The sequence below is a fragment of the Kitasatospora sp. NEAU-69 genome (genome assembly GCF_057158765.1).
Genome location: NZ_JBWXUE010000028.1, coordinates 20129 through 37091, shown reverse-complemented (window position 1 = coordinate 37091; position 16963 = coordinate 20129). Strand labels below are relative to the sequence as shown.

Genomic DNA, 16963 nt, shown 5'->3' with positions numbered 1-16963 from the left:
CATGTATGTCACCAGGCTGGGCATCTCGGGTATCCGGGGCTTCACGCCGGCCCGCGAGGTACGGCAGTTGGAACTCCCGCAGGCCGGCTGGACGGTGCTGGCCGGCCGCAACGGCGCCGGAAAGACGACGCTGCTGCGCGCGCTCGCGCTCGCGCTCGGCGGCCCCTCGGTCGCGCGCAGCCTGGTCAGCGACTTCTCCGGCTGGATCACGGCGGGTGAACGCTCCGGCTGGGTGCAGGCGTTCGTCCGCCCCGACTGGTCGGTGGACCGGCTCGCGGGCAGCGGCAAGGCGCCCAAGTACGACCTGAAGCTCGGGCTGGAGTGGACCCTCCCGGCCAGCGGCGGCCCGCGCCCCGAGCTGACCACCTTCGGCTCGGCCAGCCCCGAGCGCGGGCCGTGGGCGGAGAACCCGCGCGGCTGGTTCTTCGCCGGTTACGGCCCGTTCCGCCGGCTGCTCGGCGGCGCCGGCGAGAGCCAGCGGCTGATGCTCTCGGCCGGCCCGGTCGGCCGGCTCGCCACGCTCTTCCACGAGGAGGCCTCGCTCGCCGAGGGCGTCTCCTGGCTGGTCGACCAGCACGTCCGCCGACTCGAAGGCCGCCCGGGCGCCCAGGAGACGCTGGACGTGGTCAGCAGCCTGCTCTCGGACGGCCTGCTGCCGGACGGCTTCGGGATCTCCCGGGTGGACTCGGACGGCCTGTGGATCCGGCGCGGCGACGGCCCCGACTTCGCGCTGCGCGAGCTGAGCGACGGCTACCGCACGGTCGCCGCACTGGTGCTCGACCTGGTCCGCCAGTTCCAGAACTGCTACGGCAGCCTCACCCAGGACGCGTCCGGCGCGATCACGCTGCCGGGCGTGGTGCTGATCGACGAGATCGACGCGCACCTGCACGTCAGCTGGCAGCAGCGGATCGGCCCCTGGCTCAAGGCGCACTTCCCCCGGGTGCAGTTCATCGTCTCGACGCACAGTCCGTACATCTGCCAGGCCGCCGATCCCGGTGGGCTGATCCGGATAGCGGGCCTGGACGAGGACGCCCCGCCGCAGCCGGTGAGCGAGGAGCTGTACCGGCGGATCGTCTACGGCAGCGGCGACGACGCGGTGCTCTCCGAGCTGTTCGGCCTGGAGTCCCCGTACTCCGCGCGGGCCGAGGACGCCCGCCGCCGGATCGGCGACCTGGAGGGCCGGGTGCTCTCCGGTGAGTCCACCGACGAGGAGCTCGCGGAGTACCAGGAGCTGACGGACAAGCTGATGAGCTCGCTGAGCGCGCGGGTGGACGAGGTCTCGGCCCGGCTGGGACGCCCCAGATGATCCCGCTCCAGCGCCGGCCGTTACCCGAGGAGCTGACCGCGCGGCTGACCGCCCGCGCCGAGCGGCTGGCCGACCACCGCGGCGGCGCCCGCGAGCTGTGGCGCGACAGCCGCACGATCCGCCGCGACCTGAGCACGCACCTGGTCGCGATGGCCGCCGGGCTGTCCCGCTGCATGTACTGCGGGGACAGCGAGGGCACCAGCATCGACCACTTCCAGCCGATCGCGATGGCCCCACAGCGCGCCTTCGACTGGCTCAACCACCTGTGGGCCTGCGCGTACTGCAACAGCAACCAGAAGCGCGACCTCTACCCGACCGACCGGCGCGGCCGCGCGCTGCTGATCGACCCGACCGCCGACGAGCCGGCCGACCACCTCGACCTGGTGCTCGCCACCGGCGCGTACCGCCCGCGCACCCCCAAGGGCCGCGAGACGATCCGGATCTTCGGCCTGGACCGCCCGGTGCTGGAGCGGGGGCGCGCGCAGGCGTACGTGCGCTGCCGTTCGATGCTGCGCGACCTGGCGCACGTGTCGGCGGCGGGGGACCGCGCGGAGGCCGCGGCGGTGGCCCAGGCGCTCGCCGTCCAGCCGTTCGCGGACGTGCTCTACGAGATGCTGCGGCTGCGCACCGCGCCCCGGGCGGCGCTGGTCTTCGGCGCCGAGACGGTGGCGGGCCTGGACATGCTGATGGGGCCCCACTTGGAGAAGTGGAGCCCCATCAGGCGGTGACGTGGTGCCAAGCCGTGCGGCCTCAGGCCAGCGCGGCCTCGGCGTCCAGCACCGAGGCGACGGCCTGAACGACGGCGGCGATCCGGATCGCGACCTGGATCGTCTCGCGGTCCACGCCGGCCTTGCGCAGCACCTGCTCGTGCGAGTCCAGGCACTGGCCGCAGCCGTTGATCGCGGAGACCGCGAAGCACCAGAACTCGAAGTCCAGCTTGTCCACGCCCGGGTTGCCGATGATGTTCATCCGCAGGCCGGTGCGCAGCTTCTGGTACTCCTCGTGGTCCGAGAGGAGGTGCGTCGTGCGGTAGTAGACGTTGTTCATCGCCATGATGGCCGCGGCGGCCTTCGCGGCGGTGTACGCCTGCTCGGAGAGCAGCTCACGGGCCTGCGGCTCCAGCTGCGTCAGCACCGGCTTGCTGCCGGTCGCCATCGCGCAGGAGAACACGGTGCCCCAGAGCTGCTGGACGGGCAGGTCCGAGTTGCCGATGACCGCGCTCAGGTTGAGCTTGAGGTCCTTGGCGTACTCGGGCAGCGCCGCCTTCAGGTCGTCGAGCGCCATCGGGTCAGCCGGCCAGCAGGGCGGCCGCGTCCAGCGTGTCCTCGCCCTTGGTCCAGTTGCACGGGCACAGCTCGTCGGTCTGCAGGGCGTCCAGCACCCGCAGGACCTCCTTGGGGTTACGGCCGACGGAGCCGGCGGTCACCATGACGAACTGGATCTCGTTGTTCGGGTCCACGATGAAGACGGCGCGCTGGGCGGTGCCGTCCGCACCCTCGACGCCGCACGCCTGCATCAGCTCGTGCTTGATGTCGGCCAGCATCGGGAAGGGCAGGTCACGCAGGTCGGCGTGGTCCTTGCGCCAGGCGTGGTGCACGAACTCCGAGTCGCCGGAGACGCCCAGGATCTGCGCGTCACGGTCGGCGAACTCCTCGTTCAGCTTGCCGAACGCGGCGATCTCGGTCGGGCAGACGAACGTGAAGTCCATCGGCCAGAAGAAAACGATCTTCCACTTGCCCTCGTAGGACTTGTGGTTGATGTCGGCGAAGGCGTTCGCGGCGTCGAGGTCGACGCAGGCCTTGAGGTCGAACTCGGGGAACTTGTCACCGATCGTGAGCACGTTCGCTTCTCCTGGGTGTGGAAAATGAGGGTCTCTGTCCGGATTGCCTATGATTCGACGCATCCCGACGTGACCCAACAGTGACACAGGGCGGACTGATCACGGAAATAGCTAGACTCGATCCATCTGATCGGAGATGGCTATCAATACCCAGCATCACAGGCCCAGAACCCCCACGGTCGCACAGCTGCGCGCGTTCGCCGCCGTCGCCGAGCACCTGCACTTCCGCGAGGCCGCCGCCGCCATCGGCACCAGCCAGCCCGCGCTCTCCGGCGCGCTCGCCGCGCTGGAGGAGACGCTCGGCGCGCAGCTCGTGGAGCGTACGACACGCAAGGTCATCATCACCCCGCTGGGCGAGCGGGTGGCCGCGCACGCGCGCCGGGTGCTGGCCGCGCTGCACGAGCTCACCGAGGAGGTCGAGGCGGCCCGCCGTCCGTTCACCGGCCCGCTGCACCTCGGCGTGATCCCGACCGTCGCGCCGTACCTGCTGCCGACCGTGCTGCGGCTGGTCCGGGAGCAGTACCCCGACCTCGAACTGCACGTCCACGAGGAGCGCACCCCCTCGCTGCTGGAGGGGCTGGCGGCCGGCCGGCTTGACCTGCTGCTGCTCGCACTGCCGGCCGGTGGCGCCGCGCCGACCCGGGACATCCCGCTCTTCGACGAGGACTTCGTGCTGGTCACGCCGCCCGGGCACCCGCTGGCCGGGCACACCGGCGTGCCGCGCGACGTGCTGCTCGACCTGGACGTGCTGCTGCTGGAGGAGGGCCACTGCCTGCGCGACCAGGCGATCGACCTCTGCCGTGAGGTCGGCGCCGAGGCCGGCGGAGGCTCGACCCGGGCCGCCGGGCTCTCCACGCTGGTCCAGCTGGTGGCGGGCGGGCTCGGCACCACGCTGCTGCCGGCCACCGCGCTGGAGGTCGAGTCGGGCCGCACCGACCGGCTGGGCGCCGTCTGGTTCGCCAATCCGGCGCCGGGCCGCCGGATCGGCCTGGCCACCCGTCCGAACTCGGCCCGCGCCGCCGAGTACGACCGCTTCGCCGACTCGCTGCGCGCGGTGCTCGGCGAGCTGCCGGTGCGGATCGTCGGCTCGTAGGGGTGCGCCCGTCCGGGTGATCAAAGCAGTGATCATATGAATATCTGACGATCCGTCAATCTCGATACCAGCCCCGTTCCATGACGTCGCGAAGGGCCCTCGCCCCTCCTCTTCGGCCCTCTTTCCCCGTGCTGTCACCGCGTCGCCGCCCCGCCCGCTCCGGGGTGAGCTTGAGCACGCCAGACAGTTCCTTTGCAGGGAGAGAGTGGCGTGGCCTCGTCGACCGAACCCGAAGCGGACCGGCTGATCGACACCGAGGATGTCGAGGCGGCCCGGGACCAGTCCGATCCCAGTCCCGATCACCAGCCCGATCGCAAGCCCCAGCGCGAGTCCCAGCGCGAGTCCGAGCGCGAGTCCAAGCCCAAGCGCGGCCGGGGGCGGCTGCGCGGGCTGCTGCGCAGGCGCCCGGTGCAGGTCGTGCTCAGCCTGCTGCTGGTCTTCATGATCTGGCTCGGCTACTCGATCGGCTCGGCCCTGCTCGCCCCCGGCAAGGACAGCAACGTCGCCCGGATCGCCGAGTGGGCCCGCGACCACCACCTCGGCCCGCTGGTCACCGGCCTGGAGACGGCGCAGTACAAGATGCACCCGCCCAAGGTCGGCGGCCGGCCCACCATCGCGCTCGGCCCGATCGGCCTGACCCCCGAGCAGTCCGCCTCGGCCGCCGCCGTCCGGGCCGCCGAGAACCAGAAGTCGGGGGCGCCGGCGATCGAGCCGATCAATCCGGCCCCGCTCGTCTCGCCGGCCGGCGACCCGCTGCCCGGCGAGGGCAACTGGCAGGTGATCGGCACCTCCCGCGGCGTCCCGTCCGTCCAGAGCGCGCTGCTGCGCCCCGACTCCGAGCACACCTCGTACGTGGCCGGCGTGGTCTCGATGGACCAGCGGCTGGTCCGGTTCCAGCTGCACCCGGGCACCGACGACCCGGGCCCGGACGACTGGGGCGTGCCGCCGAACATCCCGCCGGAGGCCCGGGACGGCCTGCTGGCCAGCTTCAACGGCGGCTTCAAGGTCGCCGAGGCCGGCGGCGGCTTCTACCTCAACGGCATCACGCACGGCACGCTGCGCGACGGCGCCGCCTCGCTCGTCTTCTACAAGGACGGCCACACCACCGTCGGGACCTGGGGCGACGAGGTCTCGATGGGCCCCGATGTGGTGGGCGTGCGGCAGAACCTGCGGCTGATCGTCGACCACTCGACCGTGCCGAGCGACGTGGACCGGGACGTGGAGAGCGGCTGGGGCCTGACCATCGGCGGCAAGTTCTTCGTCTGGCGCTCCGGCGCCGGCATCACCGCGGACGGCCGGCTGATCTACGCCTACGGCCCGGCGCTGTCGGTCCGCACGCTGGCCGAGCTGCTGCACCAGGCCGGCTGCGTCCAGGCGATGCAGCTCGACATCAACCCGGCCTGGATGTCGTTCAACTACTACCAGCAGGGCGCGGACCCGGCGGCCCTCACGCCGACCAAGCTGCTGCCCGACCAGGAGCGGCCCGCCGACCGGTACTTCGAGCCGACCAGTCGCGACTTCACCGCGGTGTACACCCGGTGACCGCGCAGCAGCCGGTGCTGCCGGCGCCCGAGCTGGAGCCGCTGCCGAGTGCCGTCCGCACCGCCCGGTTCGGCTGGCCGCGCGCGGTGCTGCGCACCGCACGGCCCCGGCAGTGGCCGAAGAACCTGCTGGTCTTCGCGGCCCCGGTGGCCGCGGCCGACCGCGGCCGGATCGAGGGCATGGGCCCCGCCGCAGTCGCCTTCGCCTCCTTCACGCTGGCCTCCTGCGCCGTCTACTTCGTCAACGACGTGGTCGACGCCGAGCGCGACCGGCGCCACCCGGACAAGCGGACCCGCCCCGTGGCCAGCGGCGAGCTGCCCGAGCGGCACGCGCTCGCGCTGGCGGTGGTCTTCGCGCTGCTCGCGGTGGCCGGTTCGCTGACCATACGCAGCGGCCCGCTGGCCGCCTGCCTGATCGGCTACCTGGCGCTGTCGTTCCTCTACTCCGCCACTCTCAAGCACCTGCCGGTGCTCGAACTCACCATGGTGGCATCCGGGTTCGTGCTGCGGGCGATCGGTGGTGCGGCCGCCGCCCGGGTGGAGCCGTCCGGCTGGTTCGTGCTGGTCTGCAGTCTCGGCGCGCTGCTGGTGGCGATCTCCAAGCGGTACACCGAACTTGCCGGCCTCGGCGGCGCGGCCGCCGCCCACCGCCCGTCGCTGCGCCGCTACACGACCGGCGGGCTGCGGTTCGCCCAGCGGGCGGTGGGGGTCGCGATGATCGGCGCCTACCTGAGCTGGGCGCTGCTCAACGGGTCGTCCTGGGCGGTCGGTTGCCACCTGGTGACGATGATCCCGCTCACCGCGACACTGATCCGCTTCGACCGGCTGACCGGTCGCACTACGATGGCCCGCGTCGAGGACCTGATCACCCGCGACGGGCCGATGCTGGCCTGTGAGTCGGTCTGGCTGGTGCTCTTCGTCGCGGCGGGAACGGGATGATGGAACGAACTGCGCAAGTGATCCCCGGCGAGCCGCAGTTGCGGCTCCTGCAGGGCTGGGGCCGAAGCACCGGCAGTCGCAGCGAGGTGCTCGGACCGCTGGCCGCCGAGGAGTTGGCCGCGCTGCTGGCCGGCGGCGGGCTGGAGCGCGGCCTGCTCGCGCGCGGCGCCGGGTGCAGCTACGGCGACGCCGCGCAGAACGCGGGCGGCGTGGTGCTGGCGCCCGCCACCGGCTGCCTGGTCGAACTCGACCGCCTGGGCGGCACGGTGCGGGCCGCCGGATCGGCCACCTTCGGCCAGGTGCTGGCCACGGTGGTGCCCGCGGGGCTGCTGCTCCCGGTGCTCCCCGGCACCCGCCGGCTCACCGTCGGCGGCGCGGTGGCGGCCGATGTGCACGGCAAGAACCAGCGGGCCGACGGGAGCCTCGGCGACTGGCTGGAGAGCGTCGAACTGCTCGACGGCACCGGGCAGGTGCGGCTGCTGACGCCGGACCAGGATCCGGAGGCGTTCCGCGCGACGGTCGGCGGCATGGGCCTGACCGGTGTGATCCTCGCGGCGACCATCCGGCTGATCCCGATCTCCGGCACCGGGATCCGGGTCACCTCGCGGCGCGCGGGCGACCTGGACGCGCTGCTCGGCGAACTGGACGCGGCCGACAGCCGGTACTCGGTCGCCTGGATCGACACCACCGCGCGCGGCCGCTCGCTCGGCCGCGGGATCGTGGACCTCGGCGACCACGACGACGGCCCCACCGGATCGCTTCGCTATGCGCCCAAGCCGGCGCCGCGCGCGCCCCGGCTGCCGGTCGGCCCGTTCAGCCCGCTCACCGCCCGCGCCTTCAACGAGCTCTGGTACCGCCGCGCGCCCCGGGAGCGGACCGCCGTCCAGTCGCTGCCCGAGTTCTTCCACCGGCTGGACGCCGTGCACGAGTGGAACCGGGCGATCGGGCCGCGCGGCTTCCTGCAGTACCAGTTCGTGGTGCCGGACGCGGCGAGCGGGCTGCTCGGCGAGGTGCTGCGCACGCTGCAACTGGCAGGCGCGGCACCGTTCCTGGGCACCGTGAAGCGCTTCGGGCGGGCGGGCATCGGCCCGCTCTCGTTCCCGCTGCCGGGCTTCTCGCTCGCCATCGACCTGCCGGTCGGCAACGCGGCGGCCCGGGGCCGGCTGCGCGGCGTGCTGAACCGGCTCGACGAGCGGGTGGCCGAGGCCGGCGGCCGGGTCTACCTGGCCAAGGACGCCCGGCTCGGCCGCGCCGCGTTCACCGCGATGTACGGCCCACTGGAGGACTGGCGCGCGACACGCGCCCGTCTCGACCCCGCTGACAGGCTCCGCTCGGACCTGGGCAGGAGACTGGGCCTGTGTCCATGACCACGAAGACCACGCCCGCGCTCACTCCCACCCCCACCCCCACCCCCACCCCCACTCCCGGCACCACTCCCGGCACCACCCGGCATCGGCAGCCGGGCCGGATCCTGCTGCTCGGCGGCGGCAGCGAGATCGGCCACGAGATCCTCAAGGCGCTCGACGCCCCGCCCGGCTCCGAGGTCGTGCTGGCCGGCCGCGACGAGCAGCGGATGGCCGAGCTCGGTGCCGCGCTGCCGTACACCGTCCGTACCGTGCCGTACGACGCGACCGCGCTCGACTCCCACCGGCAGCTGGTGGACGCGCTGTTCGCGACCGGGCCGATCGACCTGGTCGTCTCGGCCGCCGGGATCCTGACCCCGCAGGAGGTGCTCGACGCCGATCCGGCCGCGGCCGGCCGGCTGATCGAGACGAACCTGACGGGCCACGTCACCACGCTGCTCGCGGCCGTCCCGCACCTGCGCGCCCAGCGGCGCGGACTGATCGTGGTGCTCTCCTCGGTCGCCGCCGTCCGGCCGCGCAAGGCCAACTTCGTCTACGGCGCCGCGAAGGCCGGCCTGGACGCGTTCGCCGGTGGCCTGGCCGACTCGCTGCACGGCAGCGGGGTGCGGGTGCTGCTGGTCCGGCCGGGCTTCGTGATCGGCCGGATGACGGACGGCATGCCACCGGCCCCGGCCGCCACCACCGCGCCCGCCGTCGGCGCGGCGGTCGCGGCGGCGGTCGCGCGCGGCGCGGGCGTGGTGTGGATCCCGCGCAAGCTGGCGGTGCTCTCCGCCGTGCTGCGGCTGCTGCCCCGCCCGCTCTGGCGCCGGCTGCCCCGCTGACGCCCGGCCGGGCCGTCCCGCCCACCGGTCCCCGAACACCGGCCCCCGAACACCGGGTCTGCCCCGCCCCGCGCCGGGCAGACCCGGTCCGCTCGGCAGGTCCTAGGGCCTGTCGTCAGACCCCCTTCTGCTCGGCGACGCCATGCACGCACTCTCGCCGCACCGGGCACAGGCCCAAGTACGTCCAGTACGAGGGCCTGCGCCCGGCACGCCGAATGGGGGCACCTCCCGGCCGAAGGCTGGGGGAACGCGCCTGACGCCGCCAAGCCGCCCTTCGGGCGACGAAGGGGGTTTGACGACAGGCCCTAGCCGCCGGTGACCACCCGCAGCGGGAGCCGCTGTTCGAACCAGACCACCTTGCCGCCGCCGAGCCGGGTCGAGCCCCAGCGTTCCGCGCACTTGGCGACCAGCTCCAGCCCGCGCCCGCGCTCGTCGTCCGGCCCGGCCTTGCGGCGGCGCGGCAGCTGGGCGCTGTCGTCGCCGACCTCGCAGCGCAGCACCGAGGTGCGGACCAGCCGCAGCGTCACCGGCTTCTTGGCGTGCTGGACCGCGTTGGTCACCAGCTCGCTGACCATCAGCTCGGTGTTCTCGACCAGCGCCTCCAACCCCCACCGGCGCAGCGCGTGGCCGACCAGCCGGCGCGCCCGCCCCGGCGTCTCGTGCCGGGGCTGGAGGTACCAGTACGCGACGTCCTCGGCCGGGATGCCGTCGAACGCGGCCGCCAGCAGCGCGATGTCGTCGCCCCGCTCGCCGGGCGGGAGGATCCGCAGCGCCTCCTGGCAGAGCTGCTCGGGCGAGTGCTGGTGCGCGGTGGAGAGCCGTTCGCGCAGCCGCTCCAGGCCGGTGCTGATCGGCCGTCGGCGGGACTCCACCAGCCCGTCGGTGAAGAGCAGCAGCGCGGAGCCCGGCAGCGCGGGCAGCTCGGTCGAGACGAAGTCCTCGCCGCCGACGCCGATCGGCGCGCCGGCCGGCAGGTGCTCCAGCAGCTCGGCCCGGCCGTCCGGGTGGATCAGCGCGGGCGGCATGTGGCCCGCGTTGGCGACCAGCAGCCGGTTGGCGATCGGGTCGTAGACCGCGAAGACGCAGGTGGCGATGTGCAGTTCGCGGCCGAGCCGCTGGGCCTGCTCGTCCAGGTGGTAGAGCACCTCGTGCGGCGGCAGGTCGAGCGCGGCCAGGGTCTGTGCGCTGGTCCGCAGCTGGCCCATGATCGCCGCCGAGGTCAGCGAGTGGCCCATCACGTCGCCGACGATCAGCGCGACCCGGTTGCCGGGCAGCGGGATCGCGTCGTACCAGTCGCCGCCGACCATCGCCTCGGCCTCGCCGGGCAGGTAGCGGTGCGCGAGCCGGACCCCGTGCGGCTGCGGCAGGTTCTCGGGTAGCATGCTGCGCTGCAGCTCGCCGGCGATCTCCGACTCGCGGGTGTAGCGCTGCGCGGTGTCCACCGCGAGGCCGGCGAGCGTGGCCAGGTGGACGGCGGTCTGCGCGTCCGGTGGGTCGAACCGGGCCGGCTCAGGCTTGCCGTCCGGTCTGCTGCCCGGCCGTGGCCGGCGGATCAGCACGAGCAGGCCGACCAGCGCCTTCTCGCCGTCGGTCCTGGCCCCGGGCGCGTGTTTGTCGCGGCCGTGCAGCGGCAGGGCGAGCAACGCGGTGCCGCGCGACAGGCCGGCCAGCGCGCGGGCGCCGTACAGCTCGGTGAAGAGCGGCCGCAGCCGCTCGCCTTCGGCGGTGCCGAGCACCAGCGGGCCGGAGAGGCCCTCCTGCCGCAGCGCCTCGGCGAGCGGGCCGTCCGGCTGCGGCGTGACGGTCGGGCGCCCGCCGCCCAGCCTGGTCCCGGTGGCGCGGTGCAGCCGCAGCGTGGCGGGGGTGAGCGCCCGGCCGCGCCCGCGGACCCGGGCCCGGGCGCTCGGTGCCACCGGCTCGCACAGGTGCACCAGGGCGGCGTCGGCGAGCCGCGGGACCAGTACCTGGGCCAGGCTGCGGACCGTGCCGGCCTGGTCGAGGCTGCCGTTGATCAGCCGGGTGGCGTTGTTGAGGTAGGCCAGCCGTTCGGTGAGGGCCTGCCGGACGGTCGGCTGCGGCGCCGCCGGGCCGTCTGTGGCCGCGGGCGTGGGCGCGTCCGCAGGCGAGGCCGTGGCCGCCGGCGGCTCGGGCGGGGGCCGGCGCTGGGCCGGTACGGCGGGCGGCTGGCCGGCCTGGGAGTGAGGAAGGTCGCGCACGGCTGCCCGTTCTTACGTGGTCGGTCTTGCTCGTCGGGGTGGGTCGCGGTCAGGTGGTGCTGGTGCTGCGGGGACGGCCTTTGCGGGTCTTGCGGATGCCGCGGTTCGGATTGATCTGACGATCGCTCCGATTGTCGGTGCGACTGTCGGTGCGGCTCTCGGCCCGGGTGTCCGCCCGGCTGTCGCTCCGGCTGCCCGGCCGGCCCTCCGTGCGCCGACAGTGCAGGAAGAGCTGCTCCTCGGGTGGCAGCGCGGTGCTGGCGGGTGCGTACGCGCGGCCGTTCAGCACCTCCACCGTGAAGCCGGTCTGATGCAGCAGCTCGGTCAGCTCCTCGCGCAGGAACCCGCTGATCCGGATCCGCTGGCCCAGGAACTCCAGCGGGTAGTGGTCCAGATCGGCCTCCACCATGCCGAGCGCGAGCAGCCCGCCCGGGCGCAGCAGGGTCCTGATCCGTGCCAGCACCAGCCGGATCTCGCTCTGCGGCAGCAGGATCAGCGAGAAGAAGGCGGTCGCGGCGGCGAACCCACCGGCGCCGGCCGGGCCGAGGCCGGGCACGCCCCAGGCACTCGCGGCCCGGTCGGTGCCGAGGTCGAAGAGGTCCATCCGGTGGTAGGCGGCGGCCCCGGGCACCACCTGGCGGGCCAGCGTGAGCATCCCGTCCGAGAGGTCGAGCGCGGTGACGGCCAGCCCACCGGCGCTGAGCTGGCGGATCGTCGGATCGCCGGTGCCGCAGCCGATGTCCAGCACGGGCGCACCGGGAGGCAGTTCGGCGAGCAGCCGGAGGCCGGCCGCGAGCTGGCCGGCCTTGGCGGGAAAGGCTTCGCTGTACCGGGTGCCGATCGCGTCGAAGGCGAGCGCCTGCAGGGCACGCTCGGCGCTGCGGCAGGCGGGGGCGGTTCCGGAGAGGGTGGTTCCGGAGAGGGTGGTTCCGGAGAGGGTGGGCTCGGTGGGAGCGGCCTCGGCGGAGCCGGCCGGGCCGGACGAGCCGGGCTGATCGGGCTGGTCGATCCCGTTCGGCTGATCCGGCGGGACGGGTTGCCTGGTGCGACGGCCGTCATCGGCGGCGGGCTCGCCGCGGGTGTCATCCCGGGCAGGGTCCGATATCTGTCCCGTCGTCACGATTGAGAGGCACCTTTCCCACCTGGCCACCGGCCGTCGAGCACTCGTCGCGACCGCCGTGGTGTCCCGCTCCGCGCCCGCTGTCGAGCCTGCGCCCGCTCCGTCCCGTGTTCGTGGCCCTGGACCATGCCGGTCCATGCCGCCTGCCGCTGCCGCGTCTACCGCCTGGCCTCTGAGAATATGCGCGATCACCGCGGTGTGGAGTCCGTTTCCGGCCAACTCGTGCCCAGTGGGATGAATGTGCAAGGGAGAGTGGGGCACGGAGAGGCAGCCTGGGGTAGTGCGGGCCCGCGCCGCACGCCGCCGTGGCGCGCGGGGTGGCGGGCCGCGGCACCGGCGCGGCGGAGCGCCGGCCGGCCGCGCGAGAGCGCGTCACGGGGCGCGTCACCGGGCGGGTCACAGGCCGCGTCGGGGGCGTACGGACGGCCCGTTCATCGCCGCCCTGATCGCGTTTATCGAACGTCAATCAGCGGGTGTCAGAGTCTTCTCAGCGCCGGGGAAGCGCAGAGATGGTTCTCCCGCAGCCGGGGGGCTGCGGGGGATACCACTCCGTCGGGGGACGAGCTTCCCGAGGACGGGGGAGCACGGGGGAGCCGGGACACCGGGGTCGAGGGGATCGGGGGATCCCCAGGGGGGGCCTCGGTGGCTACGGGCGACGGTTCGGGGGATCCGTCGCGAGGGCTCGGTCAGGTCCCGTCACGGCGCGGGGGTGGACGGGGGCTCGGTGTGCTGCTCGTCGATGAGGCTCCGGACGGCCTGAGCCTCCGGCACACCGAGCCGCGTGAAGATCTCGTACGCCTCGTGCAGACACCCGAGGCCGCGTTCGGTGTCACCGAGCCGGATCAGCGCCTCGCCGAGAGCGGCGTTGGCGAGCCCCTGGCTGTAGGCGGCGTCCATCTCCTTGCCGATCGCGAGCGCCTCGGTGGCCGCCTCGGCAGCCTCGGCCAGCTGACCGTCCGCCAGCAGGCAGCCGGCCAGCCGGGCGAGGGCGAGCCCTTCCCAGAGGCGCTGCTGCTGGTCCTGGTAGAGGTGGTAGGCCTCACGCAGGTGCTTGGCGGCCTCGGACGGCGAGTCGGTGGCCCGCAGCACGACGCCGAGTTGGTAGTACGCGTCGGCGAGGCACCGGGTGTTGCCGGAGGTCCGGGCGGTGGCCACCGCCGAGCCGGCCGAGGCGACGGCGGCGTCCCAGTGCTCCAGCTTGAGGTGCACCCGGGCGATGTTGCCCTCGATCCGGGCCGCACTGCCCAGAGCGGCGAGCGTCGCGGCCAGGTCGCGGGCCTCCTCCAGGAACGGCAGTGCCTCAGCGGGGCGACTGGCCGTGGTGAGGACAGTGCCGAGGAGACTGCTGGCGGCCGAACGAAGGGCAGGCGTCTCCGCGTTCAGCAACGCCAGGCACTCGCGCAGCGATCGTTCCGCTTCGGGGTACGCACCGGTCAGATAGGCGACGAACGCGAGGGCGTACCGCACCCGTGCCAGGGCGTCGTCATCGGAGCGCGCGTTCGCGGCGGATCCGGCAACCGTGAGGATGCGGCGGATGCGAAGCGCGTGGATCGGCTCGTCCACCAAGGTGTTCAGCATGATCAGCAGGTCGATTGCCAGCCGCAGCATCTCTGAAGGGCCCTCGATCGACTCCTCGATCGCGCTGAGGATCAGCCCGAGTTCGGCCCGCATCCAGCTTCGCGCTGCCTCTGAACTCGGTATCTCCTCGCCGGGGTGAGTCGAGTCCTGCAGTGGCTCGAACTGCAGGTCCTCCGGCTCCAGGATTTTCGTAGCACTGCGCACGGTCGACACCAGCAGCGCGAGCAGCCGCAGCAGCGCGGCCTGGGTGTCCGCCAGGTCGCCGAGCTTCTCCCGCTGCTTCTGCGCGAACAGCCGCAGCAGGTCGTGGTACCGGTAGCGCCCGGGCGTGAAGCACTCCAGCATGTTCGCCTCGACCAGCGCCTCCGCCAGGTCCTCGGCCTCGTCCTCCGAGGTGCCGAGGATCGCGGCCACGGCCGACAACGGCAGATCCTGGCTGTCCACCAGGGCGAGCAGCCGGAACGCCCGCGCCTCCGCCGGGTTCAGCTGCCCGTAGCCGAGCCCGAGGGTGGTCTCCACCGCCAGGTTGCCCAGCTGCAGCTCGTCCAGCCGGCGCCGCTGGTCAGCTAACCGACGGGCCAGGTCGGCGACGGTCCAGCGCGGCCGGCTCGCCAGCCGCGCGGCGGCGATGCGCACCGCCAGCGGCAGGAAGCCGCAGGACTTCACGACGGCCAGCGCGGCCTCCGGCTCGGCCTCCACCCGGTGGTGCCCGGCGATCGCGCCGAAGAGCTCCAGCGCCTCCGCAGGCGTCAGCTCCTCGACGTCGAAGAGGTGCGCGCCCGGGATCCCGGCCAGCCGCGACCGGCTGGTCGCGAGCACCGCGCAGCCGGCCACGCCCGGGATCAGCGGGGCGATCTGCTCCGCGTCGTGCGCGTTGTCGAGCATGATCAGCATCCGCCGCTCGGCCAGCATCGACCGGTACAGCACCACGCGCTGCTCGAAGGACTCCGGCGCCTCGGTGACGCCCAGCGCGAACAGGAAGTCGCCCAGCACGACGGCCGGGTCGGCGGGCGTCGCGCTGACGCCGCGCAGGTCCACGTACAGCTGCCCGTCCGGGAACTCGGCGCGGACGCTGTGCGCGACGTGCACCGCGAGCGTCGTCTTGCCGACCCCGCCGATGCCCGCCAGCGAGGTCACCACGACGGCCTGTCCGGAGGCGGCCCGCAGGATCTCGCGCAGATCGCTCACCAGGGCCGCGCGGCCGCTGAAATCGGAGACGTCGGCGGGCAGCTGAGCAGGGGGTGTGAGCGGGGCGGACGGTCCGGTCTCGGAAATCGGAGCTCGGAATTCCGGTGAAGCATCCATCAATGTCGGGTCCGCCGACAGGATTCGCGAGTGCATCGCGGCCAGGCTGGTGCCGGGCTCCACGCCGAGTTCCTCGATCAGCAACTTGCGAGTCGCCGAGTACACGTTCAGCGCCTCGGCCTGTCGACCGCACCGGTAAAGCGCGAGCATCAGCAGTTCGCGCACCCGTTCGCGCAGCGGGTACTCGGCGGCCAGTGAAGTCAATTCCGTGACAATTTCGGCATGCAGGCCGATTTCGAGCGCGATCGCACAGCGATCCTCGCGCACTGCCGCCTGATGATCAATCAGGCGCTGGCGCTGCGCGTCCGCGTACGGCCCCGGAATCCCGGCCAGCGGCTGGCCGCGCCACAGCTCCAGTGCGGATCCGAGGAGTTGGTGCGCCTTCTCCGGATGGCCGGCCTGCCGGGCCTGCCCTGCTTCGATGGATCGGGAATCGAAGATCGAAAGGTCGAGCGATTCGTCCGGAATACGTAGGGCATATCCGTCTCGCACCGAAACCAGTAGTTCCGCGGGCTTGCGCGCCTCGCGGCCGGGCTCGACCACCGTGCGGAGCCGGGAGACATAGGTACGCAGCGCGGCCACCGCCTGCGGCGGCGGACGATCGCCCCACAGGCCGTCGACCAGCTCCTGCGTGGTGACCGGGCGCCCGCGGTGCAGCAGAAGGGCACTCAGGACGGCCTGTTGCTGGGGTGATCCCAGCGCGAGCGGCTGCTGGTCGCGCCAGGCCTGGACGGGCCCGAGCACCTGGAAGCGCAGCACGGGATTGTGCGGCGTTGCCTGAAGCTCCATGAGATCCCCCGATGGCCAGCGAGTTCGCACCTCTGAGTGCTGCCCACCATGCTCGGTCCACGTTGCCCGGTCAGGAAGGGCAAATCGGGCACATTGTGCGCCTGGAGGGCTGTTTATAAGACATTTAGCGACCCCTACGATACTGTCCCCACGCCCCGGCCAGACCGACCGGGGCCGTTCAGTACTGACACCCCGAGAGGTGGTTCGGCTATGGCCGAGAATGAGACTCCGATCGCTGTCCCCACGGACATGGACGCGATGGACGCTGTCATGACCAGCGCGGTCCACGGCACGGAGCAGGCCGCCAGCCAGCACATCGAGCCGAGCCTGAGTGCTGCGGACGCGACCGGCACCCCAGCCACCCCGTCCACTGGTGGGAGCACCCCGGCGCCGGACGGCGCCATCGTCAGCACTCAGTCGGCACTGGTCGACCAGCCCTGACTTTGGCCAATTTGCATCACGTAGTTGTCCGACGACGCTACGCGCGGAGAGCCCCCGGACCCCCGGGGGCTCAGCTCGTTCCGGGCCCGCCGTGCGGGCCCCGCCTCCCAGGTGCCCGGCCGGAGCCGTCGATGGCCGCGTGACCCATGCCGCTCCAGGGACGCCCGGCGTGCATCCGGGGTATCCGCGCGGCCCGCTCGGTGGTGCGCCGCAGGTTGCCCGCCGTGCCGTGTGAGAGTGCTGGAAACCACCCCCGCGCCCCGAGGAAGCGTCAGATGACCATCTCCCCCGCGAAGCTCTCCGACCCGACCGTCCGCGCGCTCGTCACCGCGATCAACGACAACGACCGCGCGGCCTTCCACGCCCTCCTCACCGAGGGCGCGACGATGTCGGACGACGGCTCCGACCGGGACCTGGAACAGTGGATCGACAAGGAGATCTTCTCCTCCCGCGGCCACATGGAGGTGCAGACCGAGTCGGACGGCGGCCGCGCGCTGATCGCCAACTTCCGCAACGAGACCTGGGGCGAGATGCGCACCGCCTGGCGGTTCACGGTCGAGAACGGCAGGATCAGCCGGTTCGAGACCGGGCAGGCGTGACGACCTCCGCC

Annotated in this window: 14 protein-coding genes; 9 read left to right on the top strand and 5 right to left on the bottom strand. The window is 73.0% G+C overall.

All coding sequences use genetic code 11. The annotated features are described in order from the left end of the window. Position 1 precedes the first annotated feature (1 nt). Positions 2 to 1306: an AAA family ATPase gene (locus AC060L_RS28045; RefSeq protein WP_483801734.1), complete on the top strand. Its 1305-nt coding sequence runs from the start codon at positions 2 to 4 to the stop codon at positions 1304 to 1306. Continuing rightward, the gene (locus AC060L_RS28040; protein WP_483801733.1) at positions 1303 to 2034 is read left to right on the top strand and encodes an HNH endonuclease family protein; all 732 of its coding nucleotides are present in this window, start codon (positions 1303 to 1305) and stop codon (positions 2032 to 2034) included. The genes AC060L_RS28045 and AC060L_RS28040 overlap by 4 nt, the downstream gene beginning before the upstream one ends. A gap of 22 nt (positions 2035 to 2056) precedes the next feature. Here AC060L_RS28040 and ahpD read toward each other — a convergent pair whose 3' ends face one another. After that, positions 2057 to 2590 (bottom strand): alkylhydroperoxidase, AhpD family, encoded by a 534-nt coding sequence (gene ahpD, locus AC060L_RS28035; protein ID WP_483801732.1) that lies wholly within the window; start codon positions 2588 to 2590, stop codon positions 2057 to 2059. 4 nt (positions 2591 to 2594) lie between these two features. Then, positions 2595 to 3146, bottom strand: coding sequence for a peroxiredoxin (locus AC060L_RS28030; RefSeq protein ID WP_483801731.1), 552 nt, complete (start codon positions 3144 to 3146; stop codon positions 2595 to 2597). Between the two features lie 136 nt (positions 3147 to 3282). On the opposite strand from AC060L_RS28030, the gene AC060L_RS28025 reads away from it, so the two are divergent. The 5 genes from AC060L_RS28025 to AC060L_RS28005 all read left to right on the top strand — a co-directional run bounded on the left by AC060L_RS28025 (position 3283) and on the right by AC060L_RS28005 (position 8904). Continuing rightward, positions 3283 to 4239 (top strand): LysR substrate-binding domain-containing protein, encoded by a 957-nt coding sequence (locus AC060L_RS28025; protein ID WP_483801730.1) that lies wholly within the window; start codon positions 3283 to 3285, stop codon positions 4237 to 4239. 210 nt (positions 4240 to 4449) lie between these two features. Further along, positions 4450 to 5781, top strand: a complete 1332-nt coding sequence (locus AC060L_RS28020) for a phosphodiester glycosidase family protein (RefSeq protein WP_483801729.1) — start codon at positions 4450 to 4452, stop codon at positions 5779 to 5781. Continuing rightward, complete coding sequence (locus AC060L_RS28015) at positions 5778 to 6719, top strand: decaprenyl-phosphate phosphoribosyltransferase (RefSeq protein ID WP_483801728.1); 942 nt, start codon at positions 5778 to 5780, stop codon at positions 6717 to 6719. The genes AC060L_RS28020 and AC060L_RS28015 overlap by 4 nt, the downstream gene beginning before the upstream one ends. Next, positions 6719 to 8086, top strand: a complete 1368-nt coding sequence (locus tag AC060L_RS28010) for an FAD-binding oxidoreductase (protein WP_483801727.1) — start codon at positions 6719 to 6721, stop codon at positions 8084 to 8086. The genes AC060L_RS28015 and AC060L_RS28010 overlap by 1 nt, the downstream gene beginning before the upstream one ends. Then, a complete protein-coding gene (locus tag AC060L_RS28005) occupies positions 8083 to 8904 on the top strand; it encodes an SDR family NAD(P)-dependent oxidoreductase (protein ID WP_483801788.1) in 822 nt (273 codons plus the stop codon). Before AC060L_RS28010 ends, AC060L_RS28005 begins: the two co-directional genes overlap by 4 nt. Before the next feature lie 305 nt (positions 8905 to 9209). Here AC060L_RS28005 and AC060L_RS28000 read toward each other — a convergent pair whose 3' ends face one another. From AC060L_RS28000 to AC060L_RS27990, 3 genes are all read right to left on the bottom strand, one after another. Then, a complete protein-coding gene (locus AC060L_RS28000) occupies positions 9210 to 11120 on the bottom strand; it encodes a SpoIIE family protein phosphatase (protein ID WP_483801726.1) in 1911 nt (636 codons plus the stop codon). 49 nt (positions 11121 to 11169) lie between these two features. Next, positions 11170 to 12240, bottom strand: a complete 1071-nt coding sequence (locus AC060L_RS27995; RefSeq protein WP_483801725.1) for a class I SAM-dependent DNA methyltransferase — start codon at positions 12238 to 12240, stop codon at positions 11170 to 11172. Positions 12241 to 12936: 696 nt separating this feature from the next. Then, the gene (locus AC060L_RS27990; protein WP_483801724.1) at positions 12937 to 15912 is read right to left on the bottom strand and encodes an AfsR/SARP family transcriptional regulator; all 2976 of its coding nucleotides are present in this window, start codon (positions 15910 to 15912) and stop codon (positions 12937 to 12939) included. 210 nt (positions 15913 to 16122) lie between these two features. Between AC060L_RS27990 and AC060L_RS27985 the strand changes: the two genes are divergently transcribed. Next, positions 16123 to 16353 carry a hypothetical protein gene (locus AC060L_RS27985; protein ID WP_483801723.1) on the top strand — a complete coding sequence of 77 codons (231 nt, stop codon included), beginning with the start codon at positions 16123 to 16125 and terminating at the stop codon, positions 16351 to 16353. Positions 16354 to 16628: 275 nt separating this feature from the next. After that, positions 16629 to 16952, top strand: coding sequence for a nuclear transport factor 2 family protein (locus tag AC060L_RS27980; protein WP_483801722.1), 324 nt, complete (start codon positions 16629 to 16631; stop codon positions 16950 to 16952). Positions 16953 to 16963 lie beyond the last annotated feature (11 nt).

Excerpts from the sequence above, each read along its gene's own strand:
- AC060L_RS27980 (WP_483801722.1), top strand. The coding sequence starts at position 16,629 with ATGACCATCTCCCCCGCGAAGCTCTCCGACCCGACCGTCCGCGCGCTC.
- AC060L_RS28005 (WP_483801788.1), top strand. The coding sequence starts at position 8,083 with ATGACCACGAAGACCACGCCCGCGCTCACTCCCACCCCCACCCCCACC.
- AC060L_RS28040 (WP_483801733.1), top strand. The coding sequence starts at position 1,303 with ATGATCCCGCTCCAGCGCCGGCCGTTACCCGAGGAGCTGACCGCGCGG.
- AC060L_RS28010 (WP_483801727.1), top strand. The coding sequence starts at position 6,719 with ATGGAACGAACTGCGCAAGTGATCCCCGGCGAGCCGCAGTTGCGGCTC.
- AC060L_RS27990 (WP_483801724.1), bottom strand. The coding sequence starts at position 15,912 with ATGGAGCTTCAGGCAACGCCGCACAATCCCGTGCTGCGCTTCCAGGTG.
- AC060L_RS28045 (WP_483801734.1), top strand. The coding sequence starts at position 2 with ATGTATGTCACCAGGCTGGGCATCTCGGGTATCCGGGGCTTCACGCCG.
- AC060L_RS27985 (WP_483801723.1), top strand. The coding sequence starts at position 16,123 with ATGGCCGAGAATGAGACTCCGATCGCTGTCCCCACGGACATGGACGCG.
- AC060L_RS28025 (WP_483801730.1), top strand. The coding sequence starts at position 3,283 with ATGGCTATCAATACCCAGCATCACAGGCCCAGAACCCCCACGGTCGCA.
- ahpD (WP_483801732.1), bottom strand. The coding sequence starts at position 2,590 with ATGGCGCTCGACGACCTGAAGGCGGCGCTGCCCGAGTACGCCAAGGAC.